This is a genomic window from Halorhabdus sp. BNX81, assembly GCF_029229925.1.
Lineage (GTDB): Archaea > Halobacteriota > Halobacteria > Halobacteriales > Haloarculaceae > Halorhabdus.
The window spans coordinates 1,464,626-1,489,310 of record NZ_CP107254.1 but is presented as its reverse complement, the minus strand read 5'-3'; the positions used below and the strand labels follow the sequence as shown (position 1 = coordinate 1,489,310).

The window sequence follows — 24,685 nt, the reverse complement described above, 5'->3', positions numbered from 1 at the left end:
CTTAGCACCACTCCTCGTACTGGTGAACGCGTGCCGGGTTGAACGCGACCGGCGCGCGGTCGGTGTCATCGTACGCTTCCCGGTGGGCGCTGTAGGGGATCCACAGGTCGCCCTCGGGGTCGATATCGCGGGCCGTCGCCTCTCGGGCGCGATCCGCGTTCCACTGTGCGAGCTGTTCGACGGGCGCGAGGGCTTCGAGTGGCCTGGCGTCGAGTGAAGCCTCAGCACGGTCGAACGCCGCTGCCCCTCGCTCGGTCCTGACCAGCACCGTCGACTCCCCCTGTGCGCTGCCGACGGTCCCGACCGTGAGGTCGGCTGTCCCCCCCGTCGCGTCGGCACACTCCAGACACCCGTCTAAGATCGCTCCCCGAAAGTCCCCGAGCGGGGCGCGCTCGTCTCCGCCATCGGTCAGGTCGATCCGGATCCCCTGGCCGACGAGATCCAGGCCCGCCACGTCGTCAGGATCGAGGTCGTACTCCCGGGAGAGGACGTGTTCGAGGCCCTCGTCGTCCAGCGCTTGCGTGCACGTGAGTGCGATCGTCAGGTCGACGTGATCGAGCGGTCGCGATTCGTCGAAGCGATCCTCGCGGTAGGGACTCCGGTCGAGTGCAGCCACACCCTCGATCACGCAGGGCGTGCCGACAAGTGCCAGGCTCGGGTCCGCCGGCAAGTCAGCAGCAGCGAGCAGTTCCTCAAGCGCTGCAAGTTGCAGCGGTTGGGTGAACAACGTCCCGGCGTATTCCTGAACCTCGGCTGGCGTGGTCGCCAGCGCCGGCTCGGCGAGTCCGGTGCCGTCCGTTGCTTCCGTGGCGACAACGGCCCCGTCGATCCCATCGGGGGATTCGAGCAGGGCCGCAAGCAATGCAGTGACGACCCCGCCGTGCTGTGCGCCGGCCACGTCGGCGGCCGCGCTTGCGGCGTAGCCGTCCTCGATCGGACCGATGCCGCCGTCGACCGTTTCGGGATCGGCACCGTCGAGCGTCGGCAGTCTTTCATACCGGAGGCCGGCCCGCGGACAGGTGTCCCAGCAGCGCGAACAGCCCGTACACATTTTCACGAGGGTCGGCCGGCGATCGCTGTCGGCGATTCCGATCGAGTCCGAGGGGCAGGCGGCAACACACGAGCCACACTGCACACACCGATCGGCCTCGATGACGGCCTCGTCGAGGTGGCGAAAGCGCACTTTCCCGTCCGGTGGCTGTACGTCGGTCGTCGCTTCCCGTGGATCGTCGCCCACTGCGGGCGCACGGGGCTGTGGTGATTTCTCAGTCGGCATCGGTTCGCCCTCCGTTTGCAGCGGCTTCGACAGGATCGATTGCTGCTGGATGCAGTACCTCCGCGAGTCGATCATCGTCCACCCGTCGACAGAACTCGTGGAGTTGCTCGCCATCGCGCCCTTCGCGTTCGAAGACCGCGACCAGTCGCTCGATCGCATCGGGGGCGGACTCGATGGGGACGCGTGGTGCGATCCAGGTCGCGAACTGTGGATCGACATCGAGTTTGCCGCCGACGGCGATGTCGACAGCACTCTCCACTCCGTCGTCGGTCTGGCGAGTTTCCCCACGCAGGCCGATGTCGTCGATCTGTGGCTGGGCGCAGGAAGCGGTACACCCGCTGAAGCGCAACCCGACCCGATCCTGATCGATGTCGACCCGCTCGTCGAGTTCGGCGGCCCAGCGTTTCGCGCGGGCTTTTGTTTCGACAAGGGCGTAATTACAGAACTCCCGACCGGTGCAGGTGACGACGCCGCGTGTGAACGGCCCGGGATCGGGGGAGTACTCGTCGAGGAGCGGTTCGGCTCGCAGGTCGTCGAGATCCCCATCGGCAACGTCCGGAAGCAGGAGGTTCTGCTGGGTGGTCAGTCGAATCTCGCTGTTCCCGTAAGATCCCGCGAGATCGGCCATCCCCCGGAAGTCCGTCCCGTCGATCCGGCCGACCGGGATCGAGAGGCCGACGTACTTGTCTCCGTCGGCCTGGTCGTGGACGCCGACGTGGTCGGGGTGGTGATGCGTGACGAGGTCCTCACCGGCAGATTCGAACTCAAAGGGGGCAAAGCGCTGTAGTTCCTCGCGGAACTGTTCGGCCCCCCACTCCTCGACGAGAAAGCGCAGGCGATTGACTGCCGTGTCGAGATAACTCCCGTGTTCGATGAACAGGTCCGCCGTGGCTCGCACCACGTCCACGACCTGGTCCCGTTCGACGAAGACATCGAGGTCGCTGGCGACGCGTGGACTGTCCGAGAGGCCGCCCCCGGCGGCGAGGTTGAAGCCCACCCGATCGCCCTTCCGCGCGGGGGTGAATCCGAGGTCGTTGATCTCCGGCTGGGCACAGGCCCCGCGACAGCCGTTGACGCTAACCTTCAGCTTCCGGGGCAGGTTGGCGTACCGGCGGTCGGCCAGAAACGCCTCGGTGATCGCCTCGGCGACCGGGCGGGCGTCGAGCACCTCGTCGTCGGCGACGCCCGCTGCCGGACACGAGACGACGTTCCGGACGGAGTTGCCGCCGGTCTGGAACGTCGAGACGCCGGCCGGATCCAGCAGCTCCCAGATTTCGGGGACGTCCGCCATTCGGATCCAGTGGAACTGCACGTCCTGTCGGGTGGTCACGTCGAGATAGCCGTCACCGAACGGCGACCGTTCGGGGTCGCGCTCTTCGGGCAGCGTGGCGTACTCCTCGGCGACCGTCCCGAGCGCCCTGGCCGCGTCGGCTGTCAGGACACCGCCCGGAATCTTCGTCCGGAACATGAAATAGCCGCTTTGCTTCTGCTCGTAGAGGCCGACCAGCTTGAGCTTCGCCGCGGCGTCCTCCCCGAGGGCTTCTTTGACCGTCTCCGGTCCCTCGTTGGCGTGTTCGCGGACGCGGCGCTTGATCTCGGCGGGGTCCCAGTCGTCGGTCTCGGTGCGAAGCCAGTCTTCGAGACTCCCCTCGTAGAATCTGACGTCCCCGTAGCCGAGGTCTTCGAGTACCGCAAAGACGTAACTCAGTCGGCGAGCCGTGTTACAGTAGAGGACGACCGGTCGATCGGGTTCGAGGCCGTGTTCAGCGAGGGTTGACTCGACCGCCTCGACGCTCCGTCGTCGTCCGGTCTCGTCGTCGACGAAAGCCTTCCAGTCGAGCTGGACGGCCCCGGGAATGTGGGCCTGCTCGAACTCCGGTTCGGTCCGGGTGTCGACGACGATCGCCTCGCCGTCGACTGCCGCCTCGACGTCCTCGCGGTCGGCGAGAAGAGTCTCGTCGAGGTCGCCCGGCTCGTATTCGACAGGCTCGATGTCCGGCTGTTCGACCGTGACGTCTGCCTCGCGTTCGTAGACGCTGTAGTCCCCGTCCAGGAGATACAGGTCGCCGTCGTGACCGAACGCCCCAAGCGTTGCCAGGAAGCGAGCGGCGTAGACGCCACAGTCGTCGTCGTAGGCGATCACTGGATCGGTGGGGCTGATTCCGGCCTCACCGAGCCACGTTGCCAGGTCCGTCGGATCGGGCAGCATCCCCCTTGCGATCCCGGTCGGGTCCCGGAACCGATCGACGGGGATATTGGCTGCGCCCGGGACGTGACCGAGGTCGGTGTACGCCGACGCCTCGCGGACGTCGACGATCGCCGCGTCTCGGTCGCCGAGCGCAGCCGGCGGGATGAATTCGATAGCACTCATGTGACAGTACTCAGTATTCGAACCTTACCGGTCATAGTTGCCTGCTTCGGCCCATCTCTTGCCGCGCCCCATGACGAAAATATATCGACTTATCCGTGGTATAATTCACTTTGTTGGAATATATTCGGACAGAGTTTGATTCTTTCAATCTCTGGGCCCAGGTCACCAGGTCCGCCAATATATATTCTTTCCGAGAGATGCTGTTTTCCCGTGAGTGGCCAACCCCGATATTGGGGGCTATTATGAGCGCCGTCCGAAACCGTCTGTCCACTGCATATAAGTTGATAAATCGTTATTGATATGGGCCCATACGCAAGACAAAGCCGAATTGTGTCGCATTATGCGGTTATTTTTGCCTGTTTCTTGGAGGGGGCTCTGGCTCCAAAATCGGACAATCATGGACCATGGGCCCGTCGAGGAGGCTACAGCGAGATTTTCGGCGTCATCAAACAGCGAAGCGAAAACGGCGTCTTCTATGGGGCTCGTTACGAACTGTCGGCGGTCGGAACCAGCATCCGGACCGTCGTTCCGTCTCCATCTGTGTCAAACGAAAGGGAACCACCGGCGTCGGTGAGTGTCCAGTGGACGAACCACAGACCGAGCCCGCTGAGATGGGCCAGTTGGTCGTGTTCGTCGGACTCGATGACGCGTCGGACTGACTCGGGGATGCCGGGACCATCGTCCGCGATATCGACGGCGGTCATTCCGTCTGGTCCATCAGTCTTCGAGACGCTGATCGAAACCTGGGGTGTATCGCTGTCGGCGTGGATGACCGCGTTCGTGAGGAGTTCATCGAGCGCGGCCGGAAACATATGATTGGCCCAGATCGTGGCTTCCTCGGGTATCTCGGTCGTCACATCCACTGCATCCGTGATCGCTTCGCTGCGTTCGACGACAGAAGGGATGATCTCCGGGAGGTCGTACGTCTCGACGGACTCCCGTTCGTTTAACCGTCTGATCTGGCCCGCACGTTGAATGTAGGAGATGATCGCCTCCGTCTTCCGAAGAATCGTCTTACATGGCTCGGATAGATCCTCCTCATCACGCTGGGATTCGACGACGTACTCGGCGTGGCCCTCGATCACGTTGAGGTCGTTGCGAAGGTTGTGCCGCAGTACTCGATGGAGAACGTGCAATTCCTCGTTCCGCCGTTCGAGTCGGCGATTAGTCCGTTCGAGCTGGTGGCGACTCGCGACACTGATGGCGTAGATGAACCCGGCAGTGACCAGAATCTCGACCGCGCCCTTGAGCGCCTGGATCTGACTGCGAAGGGGTTCGGCGAAAATACTGGCAAATATGACATCTGAGATATACAGCCCGACGAATCCAAAGAGGAGGTACACAGCAGCGATACGCCCGGGTGTCAGCTCCCACCGGGAAAGCGATGCCCAGAAATCAGCGACGAGCCCTTGTTTAGGCCACGCTTCATTTGACCACGATGCAAGCCAGTCCATACACATAGTTATTGCCAGAAACCTAAGAAGACTAGGGGAATACCAGTACCGGGTCTCGGAACGCAAAGACTGGATTAGGCCCGATTCAGTGCGCATCCCAATCGGAGTACGTACTGATCGCTATTGGACGACGGCTGATATCGTGCCTACTGTCCCGGACCCACAAGTTGAGGGGTTTCCGGGTCCAAACGAACGCGATGCTCGGAATACTCCGCCGCGTTGGATACGGATGGATCGCCCTGCAGGGACTGCTCGCCGCCCTCCTGCCGAAACAGCTGGTGAAACTTTCAACACGGCTCTCGTTATGTGGCTTCGAAAATCCCGAGGAACTCGAGCCCAAAGCGTGGTATCTCGATGCGGTGCGAGCGGCCGGCATTGGACTTCTCGCCGCGGGAATCACGGGTCTGCTACTCGAACGTGGCGAGGACGACACTGACGAGCCGGCGGTCGATATCGACGCACCCCCCGAACCCGAGGAAGCCTGATCGGATCGCTCCCTTCCCCATTTTCGCTGGCCCGATAGCAAGCCGCCGTGCCATCGCTGCCCATCGACGCGGTTGGTGGAACGCTATCGAACATGTTCGGCAAATGTGGCAGGATGCGAGCGGTCCAACGGGGACGTATGCGTACCCTCACGCAGGACGTAGATACTGAAAAGGGGCCGCCGGTCGCGATCACGCTCCATCACGTGGCCCTTGCGGTGCTGGTCGCACTCGCCGGGCAGATACTCGCTGCGGCGACCGTCGATACCCCGATCGGACTCTCGGGGATCGCTCACACCCATCTGTTTCTCGCCGGTTTCGTCGGTGTGACGATCATGGGAGCGATGACCCAGTTCGTCCCCGTCTGGTCCGGCGTTGGACTGTACTCCCAGCGGCTGAGTGCGGTCGAAGCCTGGCTGGTCGTCGCCGGCCTGATCGGCTTCGTCGCGTCGATGCTTACCGCCGAACTGACGATGTTGCACGTCGCCGGCACCTTGCTTGTCGCCGGGATCTGGGTATTCGTCTACAACATCGCACGAACGCTCTGGCGGGCGCGGCCCCTCGACATCACGGAGTGGCACTTCGCCATCGCGCTGCTGGCTTTCTTTGTCCTGACGATACTGGGGTACCTCCTCTCGCTTGATTACACCCAGCCGCTGTTCGTCGATCGTGCGATCACCCGAACCGGCGTGGCGAGCGCGCACGTGACCGTCGCCGTCTTCGGGGCCTTTCTGACGACGGTGATCGGCGCGCTCTACCAACTCGGCGAGATGTTCACGCAGGCTGACGACGACCGCCTCGACAGGCTCGTCCAGCGCGGCGAACTCGTCGCGTACCCGTTCGGCGTCGCCGCCCTGGCCCTGGGTCGACTGCTCAGTCAGGCCACGGTCGCCCGGATCGGTGTCGTCTTCGTGACTGGATCGATCGCCATCGTTGGACTCTATCTCGCCCGGAAGCTATTCCGGGCCCGGACCGAGATATCGACCGTTCTCAGGCGATACGCGGTCGTGGCAGTCGCAATGGTCACCTGGGCGGGGCTGACACTGCCGGCCTGGCTGGCCGAACCGACCAACCGCCTGACAGTGCTCGGTACGCCGGCAAGTGAGCCCGTCCTGCTGGTCGGCGTGCTCGGGTTCGTCGTCATCGGCACATTGTATCACATTGTGCCGTTCCTGGTCTGGCTGGAAACCTACAGCGACCGCATCGGCTACGAGCCCGTGCCGATGGTCGAAGACCTCTACGACAGCCGGCTCGCCGGCGCGGATTTGGTCGTCCTCCTGGCTGGCGTGCTCGTTCAGGCCGTCAGCGGAGTCATAGACGTCGGTTCCACGATCGAACTCGCAGGGGTCGTTGCTATTGGGGCTGGCTTTGTCATCGTCGCCCTCAACCTCGCGCTCACTGTCCGCCACCACGGACCGCACTCGCTGAGTGGGCTATTGCTCCCGTCGCTGTCGGCTGGGCCAGCCGAGGACGCCTGACGACAACCGGCGTGAGAGGACGATATCAGCAAGCAACCCGAACACGTTCGGCACAACCTCCGGGGGCCCCGGAGACATACGTGAAACCATGAAGCGACTCGGTGCAAGCAGCGACACGTTCGACGAGGAAGGGTCGTTTGTCCCCGAGAATGTGCCTGAACCGGACGCATTTCTCGACGGGCACGACGTCCTGGCGGGCGAAGACCACGTCGACTTTCACGCGACGACCTGGGACCTCTTCGAGGAACGCGGCGTCTACGACATGACCTTCGGCTACAACCTGGCGAAGCTGAATCTCGACACACGCCACCCGATGGCTGGCTTTCGCTACGCTGAGGACGCCGACGAAGATGGCGTCCTCAGGGCGGAGTTCACGCCGACGACGGAGTTCTGTCCGGCGGGCAATTCCCTGGCGATCGGCGCGTTCCGGGCCTGGAACGGACTTTCCGAGCGTCACGACTACGATCTCGTTCGGGTCCGTGTCGCCGAGATGCACAACGAGAGCGAGTCGCTGAACGACGACCTCCAGCGTCTTGAAGATATCTTCGAGGAGACTGGCGAAGTTCCAGGTCCCGATGCCCTCACGGAGGGATCGCCATGAACGCCGAGGATCCGGTGGCGGCGAGTGAGGCCCCGGGCGGTCGCTCAAGCATCGAATTGGACGTTCGGAACCTCGGCCCGCCCAAGCCGTTGCAGAAAACGCTGGAAGCGACGGCCGACCTCGCCGAGGACGAAGTACTGGTCCAGTACAACGATCGCGCGCCACAGCACCTCTATCCGAAACTCGACGATCGCGGTCTCTCTCATGACACCGTCGAGACAGACGACGCGACGGTCACGGTCATCTGGCGGGAGGGCTAGGGCTGGTCGTCGGTGTCTGCTCGAAAAGGTAACGTCGTCACTCGCCCCAGTCTTCTTCGAGTTCCGGGGCGGGTTCGAGCGTCGCGGGCTCATCCGCGACGACTTCGAGTTCCGCACCGCAGGTTGCACAGTCGACGATCTCTCCGACTTCGACGTCGTCGTGCAGGGAGACCTCGGCCCCGCATTCCGGACAGTCTGTCATACGGGTGAATCGACGCTCGCGGGTAACTTGAAGGGATTGATTCGTCGCCCGGGCGTCGCGACGGACCCCTAGCCCGTCGCTGGACGAACATCTTCCGCTGTAGCGCCACCTTTGCGCTGTGCCGAACATGTACCGTTATAACCCCTTATATTTGGGGTTATTAAAACAGGTCTCACCGATCTCCCTAGAGTGTTTGCTGAAAACAGATATAAGTGTTCGATTGATCGACAGAGTCGAATGGTAGTAGCTGAAGTCTCACCACTGGGTCCGAAAGGTGGACGATGATTGTAAAGTATAGCCATGAATTAATCGTTCGTCAGATATCGGATGCGGAGATCCTCCCACCGACGGAGAGGGCGGCGGGTCGGTCGTGGCCGGACATCGCCGGATTCTCGGCGGAGGGATCGACGTGGGCCTGATCAGGATGACCAAGTGGCGAACGCTGATCCTCGCCACGATCGGATTCAACTTCTCGTTTCTGATCTGGTTCTCCTTTGCACCCTTCACGGGGCCGATGGCCGAGGAGTTCGGCCTCTCGACGGCCGAGATCGGGATCCTGGCGAGCGCGGCGATCTGGCTGGCCCCGTTCGGGCGGATCCTGACGGGGTGGCTTTCGGACAAGTTCGGCGCACCGACAGTGTTTGCGATCGTCTTGGTATACGTCGGTGTGTTCTCGATGGCCTCGGCGTTCGCCCAGAGTTACGAGGTGTTCTTCGTCGAGCGATTGATCGTCGCGACGGCGGGGATCACCTTCGTCATCGGGATCCAGCACGTTTCGGAGTGGTTCGAGGAGGAGAACCTCGGGATGGCCGAGGGGATCTACGCCGGGATCGGCAACGCCGGCGCGGCTGCCGGCGCACTCATCCTCCCGACCGTATTCTACGCCGGATGGAGCGGGCCGATCTTCGATACCCGCTGGCGGGCGGCCTTTTTCTACACGGGCGTCGTCGCCATCTTCCTCGGCATCGCTTACTACCTGCTGGGCGAGGCCGCAAAGAGCGAGCACAAGCGCCAGGCCACCGCCGAGAAGGCCAGTTTCGACGACTGGATCCACACGGCCACGCGCTACGGGACGGTCGTGCTTGCGCTGGCGTACGTGATGACCTTCGGCCTGGAACTATCGATGAACGGCTGGCTGGCGACCTATTACGACCGAGGGTTCAACCAGAGTCTCGAGCTGGCGAGTTACTTCGCGGCGACGTTCTCGGTCGCGGCCGGCCTGCTGCGGCCGATCGGCGGCTACGTCAGCGACGTGCTCGCCCGCAAGGAGAAGAACATCCTGCCGGTCTTCACCGGCCGGTACCGCGAGCAGTGGACGTTCGTCACGCTGTGTTTCGTCGTCGTGACGATGGTCGGCATGACGTTTGCGGGCCTCTCGGGTGAGGTCCTGCTCGCGGTCGGGGCCGGGTTCATGGTCGGGATGGCCTGTGCGTTCGCGGAGGGATCGATCTTCGCGCAGGTCCCGGCGATGTTCCCGAACAGCTCCGGCGCGGTCGCGGGCGTCGTCGGCGGCGTCGGTACCGTTGGCGGGATCGTCTACCCGCTGGTGTACTCCTCGGCGGCGATGCCAAATCTCCACATGGGCTACACGGTGGTCGCCGCGTCGATGGTCCCCATCGTCGCGCTGACGGCCTGGGTGTTCCGGCCGAAGATCGCCAATGTGGCCAACGAGGCTGGCTTCATCGGATCGGATGCCGGGACGACGTCGGCACCACCGGGTGGTGACGATTGATGCGGCGGATCGTCGCGGTTCGACCTGTATCGACCGACGGATCGAGCGACTGCGGACGGAGTGATCGACACAATGCCACACAAGAAAGAAGACTGGAAAGCGGAGATGTACGGCGACCAAGTGCGCGAAAAGATCGAGGAGTTCGCCGAGACGGGCTGGGACTCCATCCCCGAGGAGGAACGCGAGAAGTGGTTCTCGCGGTTCAAGTTCTGGGGTGTCTTCCATCATCGGGGCGGCCAGGAGAGCTACTTCATGATGCGCCTGACCAACTGCGGGGGCGTCCTCGAACCCGACCAACTCCGAACGATCGGCGAGGTGGCCCGCGAGTACGCCCAGGGGCCGGTCGAGAACCCCGAGTTCGGCAACGGCTGGATCGACTTCACGACGCGCCAATCCATCCAGCTCCACTGGCTCAAACTCGAGGACATCCCCGATATCTGGGAGAAACTCGAGGCCGTCGGCGTCTCCTCGCGCTCCGCGGGCGGGGACACGATGCGCAACATCTCGGGGTGTCCGGTCGCCGGCAAGGCCGAGGAGTACGTCGAGAGCCGCGACCTGCTCGACGAGATCCAGGACGGCATTCGCGGGGACAACGCCCTGGCCAACATGCCCCGGAAGTTCAACATCTCGGTGACTGGCTGCCGGCAGGGCTGTGCCCAGGACTCGATCAACGACGTCGGCCTCGAAGCGGCCCACACCATTATCGATGGGGAAGAAGTCAAGGGATTCAACGTCCGTGCGGGTGGTGGCTTGGGCGGCCGCGAGCCCCGCAAAGCCCGCTCGCTGGACATGTTCGTCCGGCCCGAGCAGGCCTACGAGACCGTCCGGACGTTCGTCGAACTCTACCACGAGGAGGGCAACCGCGAGAACCGCTCGAAGAACCGCGGGCGCTTTTTCGTCGACGAGTGGGGCACCGAGAAGATCCGCGAGGCGATGGTCGACCGGCTCTCCTTCGAGCCCGAACCGGCGGGGACGGACTTCCGCGGGGAGTACACCTACAACGCGGGCAAGCCGGTCGAGCGCGGCGCTCACGACCACGTCGGGGTTTACGACCAAGAAGACGGCACCAACTACGTCGGCCTCTCGGTCCCGGTGGGGCGAATGCCCGCTGAAGACGCGATAGAACTCGCCGACCTGGCCGACGCCTACGGGAGCGGCGAGATCAGGCTCTCCCGCCGGCAGAACCCCCTGATCATGGACGTGCCGGACGGCAACCTCGCGAACCTGCTCAACGAGCCGCTGCTCTCCGAGTACCCGCCGGAGCCCAACCCGTTCGTCCGGGGGGCGATGGCCTGTACCGGCACGGAGTTCTGCTCGCTGGCACTGACCGAGACAAAGGCCCGGATGGCCCGCATGCTACGCTGGCTCGGTGCGAACACCGACCTGCCCGACGACGTCGACCGGATCAAGATCCATTACTCGGGCTGTACCGCCGACTGCGGCCAGGCGATGACCGCCGACATCGGTCTGCAAGGGATGCGTGCTCGCAAGAACGACGAGATGGTCGAAGCCTTGGACGTCGGCGTCGGGGGCGGGATCGGCGAGGACCCCCGTTTCATCGAGTGGGTCCGCCAGCGCGTTCCCGCCGACGAAGTGCCGGGAATGATCGCCAACATGGTTGAGGCGTATGCAGCACTCCGCGAGGAGGGACAGACGTTCAGGGAGTGGGTCGATGCCACGGGACAGGAGGCCATCGTCGACCTCGCCGAACCCGAGGAGGTCGCCGGCTACGAGGACCCTTGTCTGCACGACGCCAAACAGTCCTGGTACCCCTTCGATTCCGGCCCGAGCCCAGCGCCGACCAAACCCGACGGGACGCCGATCGAGATGGGTGACTGAGATGGCGGGCCGACTCCTCGACGTGACAGCGAGCACCACCCTCGACCACGTCCAGGGAAGCGTTCGCGGAGCCGACTGGACTGACGAGGGGGTGGGCGTCCTCGACGTGTACACCCCGCGCGACGACCCCGACGCAGTCGTCCTCGCGTTCGAACTCGACCCGGCCGATCAGGCCCACGTGGATCAACACATGGACCGGCTCAGGCTGTCGCCGGATCGCGCCCGAGATCTCGCTGCTGCACTCGAATCTGCGGCCGGCGAAACACGTGACGTGACGCGACCGCGCCGTCTCGGTGACTGATCATGTCACGAGCACTCACTACACAGGAAGTTGACTCGCTTGCAAACTGCTTCACGAACGGGCGTCGGAGCCGTGTCCGGGGGCGAACGAGTGGCCGCGGCCCGATCCGCCAGGCTGCGAGAAGGACGGTGTCCCCGTGAGCGACTGGGTACCGACGACCTGCATGCGGTGTGCGGTCGGCTGTGGCCACGTCCAGATGGGCGTCGACGACGGCTACGGGCTCGACACCGTCCGCGGCGACTCGGCCCATCCCGTCAACCAGGGGCTGGCCTGCGGGCGCGGAATCAAGGAGACTGCCGAACCCGAGGGTGACTGGCTGACACAGCCAGTGATCCGCCGGGACGGCGACCTCGAAGCCACTACCTGGGACGTCGCCATCGGCCGGATCGTCGCCGAGTTCCGTGATCGACTCGACGAGCCCGACCGGATCGCCGTCCTGGGCAGCGGCCAGCAAACCAACGAGGCCGCCTACGCGCTGGGCAAACTCGCTAGGGGCGGCATCGGCACCGAGTACTACGACGCCAACACGACGCTGTGTATGGCCTCGGCCGTCACGGCGTACTACGACGCCTTCGGCAGCGACGCCCCGCCGCCGACCTACGACGACATCCCCGACGCCGAGACCCACCTCGTCTGGGGGGCCAACCCCCGCGTGGCCCACCCAGTCATGTTCCGGTGGCTCGCCGACAGCGCCGACGACGAGGGGAGCGAGATGGTCGTCGTCGATCCCGTCCACAGCGAGACCGCCGAGGCCGCCGACGGCCACGTCGCGCCCGACCCCGGCGGCGACCTCGACCTCGCGCGGGCCGTCCTCGCGCGACTCGTCGAGTCCGGTTGCGTCGACCGGGAGTTCGTCGCGGAGGCGACGACTGGCTTCGAAGAACTGGTTGCGGACCTCCCCGATCCCGAGGTGGCTGCCGAAGAGGCAGGGGTCGACATGGACGCAGTCGATCGACTGGTCGACCTGCTCGAATCGGACACGCTCATCTACTGGGGCATGGGCGTCAACCAGTCCGTCCAGGGGACCGACACCGCCGGCGCGCTGATCGACCTCTGCCTGGCGACCGGGAACCTTGGCCCGGGGACCGGCCCGTTCTCGCTGACCGGCCAGGCCAACTCGATGGGCACCCGGGTCTGCTCATCGAAAGGCACCTGGCCCGGCCACCGCGCCTTCGACGACCCGCACCACCGCCAGGTCATCGCGGATGCCTGGGACGTGCCGAAAGCGCGATTGCCCGCAGAGACCGGGCCAGGCCCGGTGGGGATCATCGAAGCCATCGAGGATGGCCCGGTTGAGGCGGTCTACGCCGTCGCGACCAACCCCGTCGCGGGCGCGCCCGACGCCGGAAACGTCTCGGCGGCGCTGGATGAGGCCTTCCTCGTCGTCCAGGACGCCTTCCGGACGGCGACCGTCGAGCACGCCGACGTGATCCTGCCGGCGGCGACCTGGGGTGAGAGCGAGGGCACGACGATGAACATGGAGCGACGGGTCTCCCGCGTGCGGGCGGCCTCGAACCTCCCGCCGGGCGTCCGAACCGATCTCGACATCATCGCGACGATCGGCAACGCCCTCCGGGACGATCTGTTCCCGGACACCGACCCCGCGATGGTCTTCGAAGAGTTCGCCGACCTGACCGCGGGCACGGCCGCCGACTGCTCGGGCATCTCCTACGATCGCCTCGCCGAGGAACTGGCGATCCGCTGGCCGGCACCCGACGAGACGGCCGACGCGGGCTATCGCTACGACGGGGGCGAAGACGGCGAATGGGAGTTCCCAACCCCGTCGGGTCGGGCCCGCTTCGCCGGCGGGACCGGCCGCGAGCAACCCGAACCGCCCGACGAGGCGTACCCGCTGACGCTGACGACCGCCCGCGAGGCCGACGGCTACAACACGGGCGTTCGCTCGCGGTCGGCCCCCGAGGAGCCCGATCCCCTCGTGGCCCGGGTCCACCCCGAGACCGTCGAGACCCACTGCGCGGGCCCGAGTGGGACCGAGCGCGTTCGGATCGCCTCGCGGCGCGGCAGCGTGACCACCGAGGTGGACGAAGACGACGCGATCCCGCCGGGGATCGTCTGGCTGCCGATCCACCACCCGGCGGTTAACGAACTCACGATTCCCGCGACCGATCCCGATTCGGACGAACCCAACTTCAAGCAGTGTGCGGTCCGGCTGGCACCTGTCGAGACTGCCGCGGCGCTGGCCGAGAGCGGGCGGGCGGACTGACTTTTCCGGTCAGGCACATTCAAGAAAGACCTTCAGAGGCGCTCTCGAACGTCACGAACTGCCTCGACGGAATCCACGTCAACGTCGACCGCCAACTCGGCCAGCGCATCTCCGAACGGGATCGTTTCGTCGTCGTCCGGATCTGCTGCCTTAAGATCTTCGAAATCATCCGTCGTGAGACTCATACGTACGGGTTAGAGTGGATCTCCAAAAGTTTGCTGGTGATGTCATTCACCTGTCTTCGTCGCCGACCACGTCACCGCCATCGGGGGCCGCCTTCCCGGCCTCCTCGCCCTCCGCTGGCGCAGCCTCGTCACTCGCCGATGACTCGTCCCGGGCGTACTCGTAGGGCGCACGGTCGCCCTCGCTGTCCGCGTATTCCGGATTGGGCACCCACTCGCCGTTGTCGTCTTCAATCAGGTACTCGCCGTAGTAGGGGACGCGCTCGGCGACGGTGTCCCGCAGGGCGGCCTCGATGGCCTCCCGGGAGCGATCGCCCAGCGACCGGAGGTCGTCGTTGCGGTTGAGACAGCCCTTCAAATAGCCGTCGTGGGTGACCCGGACCCGGTGGCAGTTCTCACAGAAGTCCGTGTTGCCGACCGGGTCGACCACTTCGACGAGGCCGCCCGCGTCGTCCGCGGGCGTGCCGTCGATCCAGTAGCGCGTCCGGTCGTGCATTTCCCGCGCGGTGACGTCGGTGGCCTGCTCGGCCAGCCAGTCGTGGACGCGGTCGATGTCGATCGCCCACTCGGGCCGGCCGGCGAGTTCGGGCATGTACTCGATGAGTTGCAGGCGCAGGCCGTCGCCGTCGGCGACGTGCTCGACCATCTCCGGGACGTACCCCGCCGTGTGCTCGAAGACGACCATGTTGAGTTTCACCGGCGCGAGTCCGGCGTCGAGGGCGGCCTCGACGCCCGAGAGTACCTGGTCGTAAGCCCCCGACTGTGTGAGCGTCGCGAAGTCCTCCGGATCGAGGGCGTCCTGTGAGACGTTGACGCGTTCGAGGCCAGCGTCCGCGAGTGCCTGGGCGCGGTCGGGCAGGAACGTGCCGTTGGTCGTCAGCGAGACTTCCAGTTCGTCGGGCGTCCGGCGGACAATCTCTTCCAGGTCGGCCCGGAGCATCGGCTCGCCGCCGGTGAACTTCACGGCCTCGACGCCGTGGTCGCTGGCGACCTCGAGGATGCGGACGACCTCCCCGGTCGAGAGTTCGCCTTCTGCGGGAGCCATCGGCCCGCGCGTGTCGCCCAGTCCCTCGTTGTGGCAGTACACGCAATCGAAATTGCACCGGTCGGTCAGCGACACCCGGAGGCCGGTGAGTTCGCGACCGAAGTCGTCTTCCAGCATCTATCCACACAACGGGATCCCACGTCAAATAGGCCACGCCGAAGACGTTCTCGTGATTCGTCGCTTTCGCCCCGCAGATTCATATACCGTGCCGGAACCACGGCCGCTATGATCGGACAAGCGTCCATAGCCAACGGCCAACGGGGGAAGCTACGGTGAGTCATCGTGCCCTCGTCGTCGTTTCCGGCCAGAGTGGGTGGCTACGTGGTGAAACAGTCTGGCGGGAAGACCGAACCGAACCACCGGATGGCTGGCGACCCCCTCGAGAAACGCCGTTCGAGTCAGACTCGCTTCGGGACGTCGTTGGGTCGCTGGATTTCGCCCGATTTGACGGCATGTACCGCCGCGCAGGTGGCGAGTGGACCGCGTTTCTGGCCTGTTGGCTGGCGGTCGAGCACTATCTGGGGAAGCCAGTCCCGGAACCATGCGGTGACGGGGCGGTAGTTGCGATCTACTCCCCCCGGGAAGAGACAGCACTGCGAACCTGGCTCCGAGGGGCGAAAGCGACTGTCGCCGACGCAGTCCGTGCGAACGAGCTGTCGATCATGGCCGGACGACGGCAGTTGCTGGTTGGCCTTCGCCAACGAGCGGGAAATCGCGAAATGGCGGTCGGGAAATTTGGGAGTGATCGCGACTCGCGACGCTTTTGTGACCGGACGAGCTACTGAGGGCCGTGACTGACACGGGCGACGGACGCAAGCAGGGAGCCGAGGGCAACCGCGAGCCCGTGGTCGATCCGCCGGCAGAGACTGCGCGTGAACGGGTCGCGCGAGCCGTCGATCGGGGCGACATGGTGACGGTCTTCGGTCGGTGTCGCGTCGAGTACGACGGCCGTGCGAAAAGCACACTCGGTCCCGGGGATCGACTGCTCGTACTCAAGCCCGACGGCACGGCCCTGGTCCATACCGACGAAGGCCACCAGCCGGTCAACTGGCAGCCACCGGGCTCGACGCACGACGTGAGGGTCGAGGACGACCAGCTTCAGGTCGAAAGTCACCGGACAGGCCCCGAGGAATACCTCGAAGTCACGTTCGAGTCGATCGAATACGTCACGACCGTCGACGTGACTGATCCGGAGGACCTCTCGCTGTCCGGCACGGAGGAAGACCTCCGCGAGCGGGTTCTGGAGTCGCCCGGGTTGATCGAATCCGGGTTCCAACCGCTAGCGACCGAGCGACCGACGCCCGCCGGCGCGATAGATATCTACGGTGAGGATAGCGACAACCGGGCAGTCGTGGTCGAACTCAAACGCCGACGCGTCGGGCCGGATGCCGTCGGCCAACTTGATCGCTACGTGGGGGCGCTGGCCCGCGATCTTCACGCCGACCGGGAGATTCGTGGCGTCCTCGTTGCGCCCTCGGCGACGGACCGGGCGCAGGAACTCCTGGCCGAGAACGACCTGGAATTCGTGGCGCTGGACCCGTTGCCGACCTGATGAATGCGGCGACAGCTGACGGCCGTCTCTAGGGGCCGCCCCATTCCTTTACCCGCTGGCTCCCGTATCCAAACGCGTGACACCGAAGGTAAGCATCGTCGGAGCCGGAATTGCCGGGGCAGGTGCCGCTCACGCGCTGGATGAAGCGGCCGACGTGACGGTATTCGAGGCCGGGACTGTCGGTGGCCGGATGGTTTCGGGCCACCGGGACGGCTGTGTCTACGATTACGGTGCCAACTACGTCGATCCACCGAACGACCGCGTCGAAGAGCGCTTCCGTTCGATCGTCGGAAAGCAACTCGCCGTCACGACCGGCGACGTATGGATCTTTGACGAGTCCGGTGAGATCGAGGAAGGCCGGCCGAATCAGGGGGTCAAACTGACCGGGCGTGACGGTATCGACGAAATCGTCCGTGCGTTCCTCGATGCCAGCGGAGCGACAGTTCAGGAGCACACGACAGTCGACCGCCTCGCCCGTACGGCGGACGGCTGGACGGTTGTCGCCGACGGCGAACGGCTGGCGTCCGATGCGATCGTCGTGACGCCGCCGACCGGGGATCTCCTCGCCAGCGCGGACTGGGAAGCCGACTTTCGAGAAACGCTGGTGGCCGCCCGGCAGCGACAGTCCTATCGAACGATCGATTCGGTCGCGCTGCACTATCCCTTCGAAATTGACGTCCCTTATTACGCCCTGGTCAACACCGACAAGGAACACGCCGTCGGGTGGCTCTCCAGGGAGTCGTGCAAACCTGGCCACGTCCCCGATGGCGAGGAAATCCTGATCGTCCAGTTGAGTCCAGCCTGGGCAGCCGGACGCCCGGACGCGACGCCGACGGAAGCGGCCGACGCCGCGAGCACTCACGCCGCGACCCTGCTCGGCGACGACCGACTGGCCGAGCCGGACTGGTGGGATCACGAACGGTTCACGCACGCACTGCCGGGTGACCGGGTTAATCCGGCGCTGTTCGAGCAAGCCCTCGCTCATGATCTCGGGCTTGCGGGGGACTGGCTCGCGGGAACCGGACGAACGCACGCGGCCCTGGAGACGGGACTGGACGCCGGGCGACGGCTGGCCGGGAACCGGTGAGTGTTCTGGGGAAGACTTATCCCGGATAGAGCGGACGGATGAGTATGCCACTCGATTCGACTCCGAGCGATGCGAATCCGCTCACCGACTACATCGAAGAGGGCGCACGAATCGCCGCAATCCTGCTCGTCTGGGGGATCATCGCCGTCGCGGTCGCCTGGGTGTTCGACGACATCATCGCGGCGAGCCGCCCCGGAGCTTTCGGTCTGAGTGTCGGGTCGATATTCTGGCTGACGGGGATCCTCAACGCTATCCTCTACGTGTGCTTCCGGACGGTCGATCACTTTCGTGGGTGATCGGCCGGTGTGAAACAACCGATCGCTCCGTCGGTAGGCCACTATTTTATCCAGATCTTACGATTCTGCTGTAGACACCGGCATCTCGAAGAGTGTTACCTCACAGTCATCACAGGAGACGGTTGCGACCTCGAAATCGTTACAGCAGGAGGTCACGACTTCCGTATCGAAGGTCGCTCGCCCGCCACAGTCGGGGCAGAACTCCAGGTACAGTCGGACGCTACCGGCCAATTGGCTCCGTTTCCCGGGTGACCGGTCGTCCCAGTCGTCATCCCGGTGTTCGAACACGCGACACGCGGCGAGGTCGGCAACCATCGCCGGATGTGATACCCACTGGGCGAGCAGCCGTCCGTCTCGATTAGCATGGACTGCCTGTTCGGTCTCCTCGATCTGGACCGGTTCGTCGACGGAGAAAATGTCCGCAATGGCAGAATCGAGCGCTGAGTCGTCGAGATCGTCGATCGCGGATCGCCAGGCACGCCGAAACGAGGGGTCGAGTTCGAAATCGTTGTTGTCGTTGGTGAACTGGAGACAGTCGATGTCGAGCAGGATCGATTCGACGTCCTGAGTCTGCTCGTCACTCGCCTCATCATCGGGAGTTCGCTTCTCCGAGAGCGTTTCCCAGGTCTCCGCACACCCACCGCCGTCGACTTCGTCGTTCAGTTCTTCGCGGTGTCGTTCATACTCCTGTTCGTTGCGTTCTAGATCGCCTGCCATAGTGTGTAGTATCAACAGGATATCCTTTTAAAACTATTGGTAGTCCAATACTTCTATGCCTTCCTGGTCGACATTTGGTACCATCTCTGGCGGGTATCGGATACTGACTCTCCGTCGGACAACCGCTCGATTGATGTGTTTCGTTCCCAAATATCGGATTGGCAGTCTTTGTATGAGCACGCAAGATGCAGTCGAGTCCCTGAGGCGACTCGGCCTTTCGAAGTACGAGGCGGGAGTCTTCGTTGCACTCCAGCAGCTTGGATCGGGAACGGCCGAAGCGATAAGCGACACCTCGGACGTGCCCCGCTCGCAGGTCTACGGTGCGGCCGACGACCTGGCGGAACGCGGGCTGGTGGAGGTGACTCAGTCCACCCCCAAGGAATACCGGCCAGTGAGTCTCACAGCGGCACGCGAGCAACTCACCGCACGGATCGAACGTGAACGTGAGCGTGCCTTCGAGAACCTCGATGCGTTACAGGACGAAGCAGCCCACGACCGACGGGTGCAGGGCGTCTCGACGGTGCGCGGGCGGCAACCGATCGACGAACGTATCATCGCACTGCTCGAAACTGCCCGGGACTCTGCGGTATTCGTCGCACCGGCGGGATCGTCCCTTTCCCCGGATATTGCGGCATCGCTACGCGAACGGGCCACCACGGGCGTCAATGTCGTGCTTGTCACCGCTGAACCGGCACTCGGTGATCGATTCGATGCTGACCCCGTCCACGTGATTGTCATGGGGGAAGACAATCCGGCGGATTTCGCCGGACGGGCACTGATGGTCGACGAGGCAACGGTCCTGCTTGCCGTCGCGAGGGCTGAGGGTGGCACCGAGGAGGAGGCGTTGTGGACGGCCGAGTCGAGTATCGGTCGCATCCTCGCACAGTTCATGCAGTCGGGCATGGAGTCCGGACGGCAACGACAGACGGACGAGTCCTCAGCCTAAGAAGACCGGGGGGCTGCACTCACCGGTGTCGTGTGACCGATGGCCTCAGTGTTCGTGACCGTGATCGGGTCGGCGGCTGCCCTGATCGTGTTCATGTCCGTCGCCCGAGTCGGCATCGCCGCCGACTACGACGACTTTCACCTGCTTGACGCCCGCAAGCGCTCGCAAGCGATTGGCGAGTTCATCGATCTGGCCGGCGGTGCCATCGACGACGAGGGTTTCCATACACCGGTCTTCCGAGAGATGGATGTGCTGGACTGACGTGACAACGTCGGCGTATTCGTGTTGGATCGTCTGGAGCCGACTCGCCACGTCACTGTCGTGGTCATGTTCGTGGGCGATAACGATCGTGCCGTAATGGCGCGTCTCGTCGCCACCCTCCCATTCGTACGTCGTAAAGAAGTCCCGCAGCGCGTCCCGGACCGCTTCCGATCGGCTTCCATAGTTCCAGTCCGCCACGATCCCGTCGAGGCGGTCGGTCATCTCGGGCGGCAAGGTGAGGCTCACCCGGTCGAGATCGTCGGCCATACGGCCGATTGGACTGGTGGCCATATCAGGCTTGTAACTCGCGTTCCCAGTATTACCGAAACTCCGAAACGTATTATTACCTGGAGTGGCCTACTCCCGTCCATCGATGCACATCGCCGATGGATACCTCGACCTCTGGATCGCCGCCGGGGCTGGCCTGCTGTCGGTCGTCGCCCTGGCGTGGGCCGCGCGGCGCTCGGCGGGCGACCTTGAGGGCCCGCGCGCGCCGCTGCTTGGCGTCACGGCGGCCGCGATCTTCGCCGCACAGATGCTGAACCTCCCCATCCCCGGCGGGACGAGCGTCCACTTCGTCGGCGGGGCCTTCGCTGCCATCCTGCTTGGCCCCCATCTCGCGGCGCTGGCGATGACCAGCGTCTTCGCGATCCAGGCGCTGGTGTTCGGCGACGGCGGCCTGGTAGTCATGGGGGGGAACGTCTTCGCGATGGCGATCGTCGAGGTCTACGTCGGCTACGCCGTCTACCGGGCGCTGGCCCCCTATCACGAGCGCGGGGCCGTCTTCGCCGCCGGCTGGGTCGGCATCTCGGCGGCCGCCCTCGTCGCGGCGGTCATGCTCGGCATCTCCGAGGCCTTCGCCTACGAACTGACGACCGTCCTGGCGATCGTCGGTGGCTGGCACGTCCTCCTGGGGATCGCCGAGGGCGCGATCACGCTGCTGGCCTACGAGTTCGTCGCCGAAACCCGCCCCGACCTGCTCGCCGAGCGGACGCCAACGATCGACCGCCGACGTCTGCTCCGCCGCGGGGCCGGCGTCGTCGGTGCCCTGGTCGTCCTCTCGCCGCTTTTTGCCTGGGCGGCTGGACAGGTTGGCTACACTGAACCGCTGGAACACGCTGCGAGCGCGACCGGCGCGACCGCCCACACCGTCTCGACGCTGCCCGCCCTGCTTCCGGACTACGGGCTCGCGGGCGTCGATCCCTACGTCGGGACGCTCGTCTCGGGGCTCGTCGGTGCGGCGCTCGTCCTTGTGATCGGCTGGCTCGCCGGCCGCCCGCTGACCGCCCAACGTGACCCGCGCTGATCCCGTCAGCCGATCGGCGGGCACGCTGACCGATCGGGCGCGGGGTCTCCTGGCCGACGAGCGCGTCGCCGATCGACGGGGCTGGCTCCAGGCCGTCCACCCCGTTCTGAAACTGCTCGGCGTCCTAGCGCTGCTGGTCGTCACCGTCACGTTCGACCGGCCGGGGCCACCCGCCGCGATGCTCGCAATGACTGTCTTCGCGGCAGTCCTCTCCCGGGTCCCGCTGGGCACCCACGCGCTCCGGACGGGCGTGCCGATGACCGTCTCGCTGCTGATCGTCGCGCCACAGGCCGTCCTCCTTCCGGGCGCAACACTCGCCGGGCCGGTCACCGTTCCGGGTTCGACCTACGTGGCGACGTTCACCCTCCGCGTCGGCGCGAGCGTCTCGCTGCTCGGGCTGTTGCTCTCGACGACGCGGTTCGCCGCGCTGGTGGGCGCTCTGCGGACCCTCCGCGTCCCCCGAACGGCCGTCACGCTGCTGGCGATCACCTACCGGTACCTGCTGGTCGTCTTCGAAGAACTCTCGCGGCTCGTACTCGCGAGGCGGAGTCGTCGGGTCCGGCCCGCGACGCTGCGGGAGTCCTGGCGTGAAGCCGGCTCGCTGCTCGGAACCTTCCTCCTGCGAGCGCTGGACCGCGGCGAGCGCGTCGGGCGGGCGGCCCGTTCGCGGGGCGGGACAGCGGGCCGGGCGTACACCCGCCGGCAGGCCGTCGGGACGGCCGACGCCGCCTTCGCGTTCGTCGTCTTCGCGACCGTCGCCGCGGGGGTGTTACTGGCGTGAACGCTCTGGACGCTCGTGACCTCGCCTTCGCGTACCCCGACGCGACGACCGCTCTGGAGGGGATCGACCTGACGATCGAGGCGGGCGAGCGCGTGGCGATCCTCGGTCCCAACGGCGCGGGCAAGAGCACGCTGCTCTCGCTGCTGGCGGGCTTGCGCGACCCCGCGAGTGGCGAGGTTCGGTACTTCGGAACGGACGAGCCGGCCGACGAACTTCGGGATCGGATCGCCCACTGCCCGCAGACGCCGGCCGATTACCTCTTCAACGCGACCGTCCGCGAGGATCTGGAGTACGGGCCGGCACAACTGGAAATCGATCGCCGGGAAGCGGATGAGCGAGTTGACGCCCTGGCCGCCGAGTTCGATCTCGACGGCCTGCTGGAGAAACCACCGTTCCGGCTGAGCGGCGGCGAACAGCGCCGGGCCGCGGTGGCGGCCGCCCTCGCCGTCGAGCCCGACCTGCTCTTGCTCGACGAACCGGTTGCCGACGTGGACGCCGACCACCGGGCGACGATTCTCGACGCGCTCGATCGACGGCACGAGGCAGGCACGACCATCGTCGTCTCGACGCCCGACGCCGACCTGGTCCCACAAGTCGCCGATCGCGTCGTCCTGCTGGATCGCGAGGGATCGGTCGTCCGGGACGGCCCGGTCAGGGCAGTGCTCACCGACGGGGATCTCCTGCGGGACGTGGGCGTCTCGCCGCCTCAACTCGTCGAAATCTTCCGGCAGGCAGGGTTCGACGAACTGCCGCTGTCCGTCGCGGAAGCCGTTGGACGACTACGAGAGCTCCGGGCCGGACCTGACGACCCGGGCGAGCAATAACCGACCCGGCGTTATCTTTCGAGGACTGTTGCCTCGTCTAGATTCCAGTCAGTGAGATAGGGGCGTTCAGCGTCGACGAGGTCGACGAAGAGGTTTCGGGCGTCCTCGGGCGGCAGCGTCACGAGTGGATCGTTCAGGAACGCCCGGTACGCCAGATCGAGGTCGCCGTCGAACCCGGCCTCGATGAGCGTCTCCTGGTTGCTCACGTGTGTCCTGACCATGCTCCGGACCTGCTCCGGAAGCTCCCCAGCGGCGTGCGGGACGATGTCGTCGTCCGTCACCAGCGCGTTCGTCTCGACGACCGCACTCTCGCGAACCCCGGAAAGTTGCCCCTGGTTGGGAAGGTTGACGTTCGTGACGAGTTCCTCGCCGCCCAGCAGTGCCGTCATGATATCGACCATTTTCTCGCCGGTGTCGGTGAACTCGAACGCTTCTTCGCCCGCCAAATAGCGCTCGCGCTCCCGTTCGTTCGCCGGCCAGTGCTCGATCCGATGCTCGCTCGGCGTTAGGCGAATGCCCCACCGCTGGACGTCTTTCGGATCGTCGATGTTCAGGTACCACGGGACGAACTCGGCGAGGTGGCGGTCGCCCGCGGCGGGAAAGATCCCAAAGCGACGATAGAGATCCAGCGCGATCCGGTCGTTGTTGACGTAGAACGTCTCGTCGTCGAGGTCGCCGGGTTCGAACCCGCCGAGGAGTGGGCGCTGGGAATCGAGTTCGGCGTCGATCACGTCGAAGACGTCCTCGCTCCGGAAGCGGACGTCGTCGATCCAGGTGAAGTGGTTGATTCCCTTGACGTTCACCCGGAGGTCGTCGCCGCTGACCGACTGACCCTCCCCCAAGTTTCGGTGTTTCTCGACGTACTCGGCGAGATCGTCCTTGACGTGGAGCACCTCGTGACAGAGCCCGACGGCCTGTATATCAGGGAATTCCTCGTAGAGCGTCCGGGTACAGACGGTCATCGGGTTGGTGTAGTTGAGTACCCAGGCGTCGGGGCAGTGTTCGCGGATCGCGGCCGCGATCTCGCGGTACTGGGGGATGGCCCGCATCGCTCGGAACGTCCCACCGGGGCCGACCGTGTCGCCGACGGACTGGTAGATGCCGTACTCGGCGGGGATGTCGAGGTCGTGGGCGAATGTCTCGGCCGGCGGGTCCTGCGTCGAGAGGACAACGACGTCCGCGCCGTCGAGCGCGTCGGCGAGGGACGGGACGGCCCGGTAGTCCCACTCGGCGATCGCCTCCTCGCGGTCCTGGATCAGTTTCCCGAGGCGCGCGTTCTGTTCGGCGCTCGCCCGATCGACGTCGTAGAGGCGAACCTCGCCGTGGAGGGTGTCCTGCGTGGCAAGGTCCGTCATCATTTTCGCCGCCCAGTCGCGAGAACCACCGCCGACGAACCCGATCGTCACGTCCTCGAACCGGCCGTCTTCCTCGTGGGACTCACGCATAGCAAGCACCAGGAAAGCAGAGC

General features: G+C 65.1%; 25 protein-coding genes and 1 pseudogene. 17 read left to right on the top strand and 9 right to left on the bottom strand.

Annotated features, from left to right (window positions below; genetic code table 11):
- Position 1: 1 nt before the first annotated feature.
- From HBNXHr_RS07490 to HBNXHr_RS07480, 3 genes are all read right to left on the bottom strand, one after another.
- Complete coding sequence (locus tag HBNXHr_RS07490) at positions 2–1,276, bottom strand: Coenzyme F420 hydrogenase/dehydrogenase, beta subunit C-terminal domain (RefSeq protein ID WP_275881678.1); 1,275 nt, start codon at positions 1,274–1,276, stop codon at positions 2–4.
- Positions 1,266–3,647, bottom strand: a complete 2,382-nt coding sequence (locus HBNXHr_RS07485) for a rhodanese-like domain-containing protein (protein WP_275881677.1) — start codon at positions 3,645–3,647, stop codon at positions 1,266–1,268. Before HBNXHr_RS07485 ends, HBNXHr_RS07490 begins: the two co-directional genes overlap by 11 nt.
- A 485-nt stretch (positions 3,648–4,132) precedes the next feature.
- Positions 4,133–4,990: a HAMP domain-containing sensor histidine kinase gene (locus HBNXHr_RS07480; RefSeq protein WP_275881676.1), complete on the bottom strand. Its 858-nt coding sequence runs from the start codon at positions 4,988–4,990 to the stop codon at positions 4,133–4,135.
- Positions 4,991–5,298: 308 nt separating this feature from the next.
- On the opposite strand from HBNXHr_RS07480, the gene HBNXHr_RS07475 reads away from it, so the two are divergent.
- The 4 genes from HBNXHr_RS07475 to HBNXHr_RS07460 all read left to right on the top strand — a co-directional run bounded on the left by HBNXHr_RS07475 (position 5,299) and on the right by HBNXHr_RS07460 (position 7,922).
- Positions 5,299–5,586 (top strand): hypothetical protein, encoded by a 288-nt coding sequence (locus HBNXHr_RS07475; protein WP_275736616.1) that lies wholly within the window; start codon positions 5,299–5,301, stop codon positions 5,584–5,586.
- A gap of 137 nt (positions 5,587–5,723) precedes the next feature.
- Complete coding sequence (locus tag HBNXHr_RS07470) at positions 5,724–7,061, top strand: hypothetical protein (protein ID WP_275881675.1); 1,338 nt, start codon at positions 5,724–5,726, stop codon at positions 7,059–7,061.
- An 88-nt stretch (positions 7,062–7,149) separates the two neighbouring features.
- The gene (locus HBNXHr_RS07465; protein WP_275881674.1) at positions 7,150–7,662 is read left to right on the top strand and encodes a hypothetical protein; all 513 of its coding nucleotides are present in this window, start codon (positions 7,150–7,152) and stop codon (positions 7,660–7,662) included.
- Positions 7,659–7,922: a DUF2249 domain-containing protein gene (locus HBNXHr_RS07460; RefSeq protein ID WP_275881673.1), complete on the top strand. Its 264-nt coding sequence runs from the start codon at positions 7,659–7,661 to the stop codon at positions 7,920–7,922. The genes HBNXHr_RS07465 and HBNXHr_RS07460 overlap by 4 nt, the downstream gene beginning before the upstream one ends.
- A 37-nt stretch (positions 7,923–7,959) precedes the next feature.
- Here the strand turns inward: HBNXHr_RS07460 and lysW are convergent, their stop codons facing one another.
- The gene (lysW, locus tag HBNXHr_RS07455) at positions 7,960–8,124 is read right to left on the bottom strand and encodes a lysine biosynthesis protein LysW (protein ID WP_275881672.1); all 165 of its coding nucleotides are present in this window, start codon (positions 8,122–8,124) and stop codon (positions 7,960–7,962) included.
- A gap of 424 nt (positions 8,125–8,548) precedes the next feature.
- Here lysW and HBNXHr_RS07450 point away from each other — a divergent pair, with 424 nt between their 5' ends.
- The 4 genes from HBNXHr_RS07450 (at position 8,549) to nasA (ending at position 14,220) form a co-directional block, all read left to right on the top strand.
- Positions 8,549–9,856, top strand: coding sequence for an MFS transporter (locus HBNXHr_RS07450; protein ID WP_345893723.1), 1,308 nt, complete (start codon positions 8,549–8,551; stop codon positions 9,854–9,856).
- 72 nt (positions 9,857–9,928) lie between these two features.
- Positions 9,929–11,695, top strand: coding sequence for a ferredoxin--nitrite reductase (locus HBNXHr_RS07445; RefSeq protein WP_275881670.1), 1,767 nt, complete (start codon positions 9,929–9,931; stop codon positions 11,693–11,695).
- 1 nt (position 11,696) lies between these two features.
- The gene (locus HBNXHr_RS07440; RefSeq protein WP_275881669.1) at positions 11,697–11,996 is read left to right on the top strand and encodes a DUF6360 family protein; all 300 of its coding nucleotides are present in this window, start codon (positions 11,697–11,699) and stop codon (positions 11,994–11,996) included.
- 136 nt (positions 11,997–12,132) lie between these two features.
- The gene (gene nasA / locus HBNXHr_RS07435) at positions 12,133–14,220 is read left to right on the top strand and encodes an assimilatory nitrate reductase NasA (RefSeq protein ID WP_275881668.1); all 2,088 of its coding nucleotides are present in this window, start codon (positions 12,133–12,135) and stop codon (positions 14,218–14,220) included.
- Positions 14,221–14,252: 32 nt separating this feature from the next.
- Here nasA and HBNXHr_RS07430 read toward each other — a convergent pair whose 3' ends face one another.
- Together HBNXHr_RS07430 and moaA are read right to left on the bottom strand one after the other, a co-directional pair.
- Positions 14,253–14,405 (bottom strand): hypothetical protein, encoded by a 153-nt coding sequence (locus HBNXHr_RS07430; protein WP_275881667.1) that lies wholly within the window; start codon positions 14,403–14,405, stop codon positions 14,253–14,255.
- Between the two features lie 46 nt (positions 14,406–14,451).
- Complete coding sequence (gene moaA, locus HBNXHr_RS07425; protein ID WP_275881666.1) at positions 14,452–15,564, bottom strand: GTP 3',8-cyclase MoaA; 1,113 nt, start codon at positions 15,562–15,564, stop codon at positions 14,452–14,454.
- Positions 15,565–15,899: 335 nt separating this feature from the next.
- On the opposite strand from moaA, the gene HBNXHr_RS07420 reads away from it, so the two are divergent.
- The 4 genes from HBNXHr_RS07420 to HBNXHr_RS07405 all read left to right on the top strand — a co-directional run bounded on the left by HBNXHr_RS07420 (position 15,900) and on the right by HBNXHr_RS07405 (position 18,382).
- Positions 15,900–16,232, top strand: coding sequence for a hypothetical protein (locus HBNXHr_RS07420; RefSeq protein WP_275881665.1), 333 nt, complete (start codon positions 15,900–15,902; stop codon positions 16,230–16,232).
- A gap of 59 nt (positions 16,233–16,291) precedes the next feature.
- On the top strand, positions 16,292–16,999 hold the full coding sequence (gene nucS, locus HBNXHr_RS07415) for an endonuclease NucS (RefSeq protein WP_275883702.1): 708 nt from the start codon (positions 16,292–16,294) through the stop codon (positions 16,997–16,999).
- 76 nt (positions 17,000–17,075) lie between these two features.
- A complete protein-coding gene (locus HBNXHr_RS07410) occupies positions 17,076–18,086 on the top strand; it encodes an FAD-dependent oxidoreductase (RefSeq protein WP_275881664.1) in 1,011 nt (336 codons plus the stop codon).
- A gap of 44 nt (positions 18,087–18,130) precedes the next feature.
- On the top strand, positions 18,131–18,382 hold the full coding sequence (locus HBNXHr_RS07405; protein ID WP_275881663.1) for a hypothetical protein: 252 nt from the start codon (positions 18,131–18,133) through the stop codon (positions 18,380–18,382).
- 57 nt (positions 18,383–18,439) lie between these two features.
- On the opposite strand, the gene HBNXHr_RS07400 is transcribed toward HBNXHr_RS07405, so the two are convergent.
- Complete coding sequence (locus tag HBNXHr_RS07400; protein ID WP_275881662.1) at positions 18,440–19,099, bottom strand: hypothetical protein; 660 nt, start codon at positions 19,097–19,099, stop codon at positions 18,440–18,442.
- A gap of 172 nt (positions 19,100–19,271) precedes the next feature.
- On the opposite strand from HBNXHr_RS07400, the gene HBNXHr_RS07395 reads away from it, so the two are divergent.
- Positions 19,272–20,045 (top strand): helix-turn-helix domain-containing protein, encoded by a 774-nt coding sequence (locus HBNXHr_RS07395; RefSeq protein WP_275881661.1) that lies wholly within the window; start codon positions 19,272–19,274, stop codon positions 20,043–20,045.
- A gap of 45 nt (positions 20,046–20,090) precedes the next feature.
- Here HBNXHr_RS07395 and nikR read toward each other — a convergent pair whose 3' ends face one another.
- On the bottom strand, positions 20,091–20,573 hold the full coding sequence (nikR, locus tag HBNXHr_RS07390) for a nickel-responsive transcriptional regulator NikR (protein WP_275736601.1): 483 nt from the start codon (positions 20,571–20,573) through the stop codon (positions 20,091–20,093).
- Positions 20,574–20,679: 106 nt separating this feature from the next.
- Between nikR and HBNXHr_RS07385 the strand changes: the two are divergent.
- The 4 genes and pseudogenes from HBNXHr_RS07385 to HBNXHr_RS07370 all read left to right on the top strand — a co-directional run.
- Positions 20,680–21,288: pseudogene (locus tag HBNXHr_RS07385) on the top strand (energy-coupling factor ABC transporter permease); the annotation flags it as partial.
- Positions 21,283–21,612 (top strand): PDGLE domain-containing protein, encoded by a 330-nt coding sequence (locus tag HBNXHr_RS07380; protein ID WP_345893722.1) that lies wholly within the window; start codon positions 21,283–21,285, stop codon positions 21,610–21,612. The pseudogene HBNXHr_RS07385 and the gene HBNXHr_RS07380, both read left to right, overlap by 6 nt.
- Positions 21,599–22,393, top strand: coding sequence for a cobalt ECF transporter T component CbiQ (cbiQ, locus tag HBNXHr_RS07375; protein ID WP_275881660.1), 795 nt, complete (start codon positions 21,599–21,601; stop codon positions 22,391–22,393). Before HBNXHr_RS07380 ends, cbiQ begins: the two co-directional genes overlap by 14 nt.
- The gene (locus tag HBNXHr_RS07370) at positions 22,390–23,217 is read left to right on the top strand and encodes an ABC transporter ATP-binding protein (protein ID WP_275881659.1); all 828 of its coding nucleotides are present in this window, start codon (positions 22,390–22,392) and stop codon (positions 23,215–23,217) included. The genes cbiQ and HBNXHr_RS07370 overlap by 4 nt, the downstream gene beginning before the upstream one ends.
- Before the next feature lie 11 nt (positions 23,218–23,228).
- On the opposite strand, the gene HBNXHr_RS07365 is transcribed toward HBNXHr_RS07370, so the two are convergent.
- Positions 23,229–24,662, bottom strand: coding sequence for a glycoside hydrolase family 4 (locus HBNXHr_RS07365; RefSeq protein WP_275881658.1), 1,434 nt, complete (start codon positions 24,660–24,662; stop codon positions 23,229–23,231).
- Between the last annotated feature and the right edge of the window lie 23 nt (positions 24,663–24,685).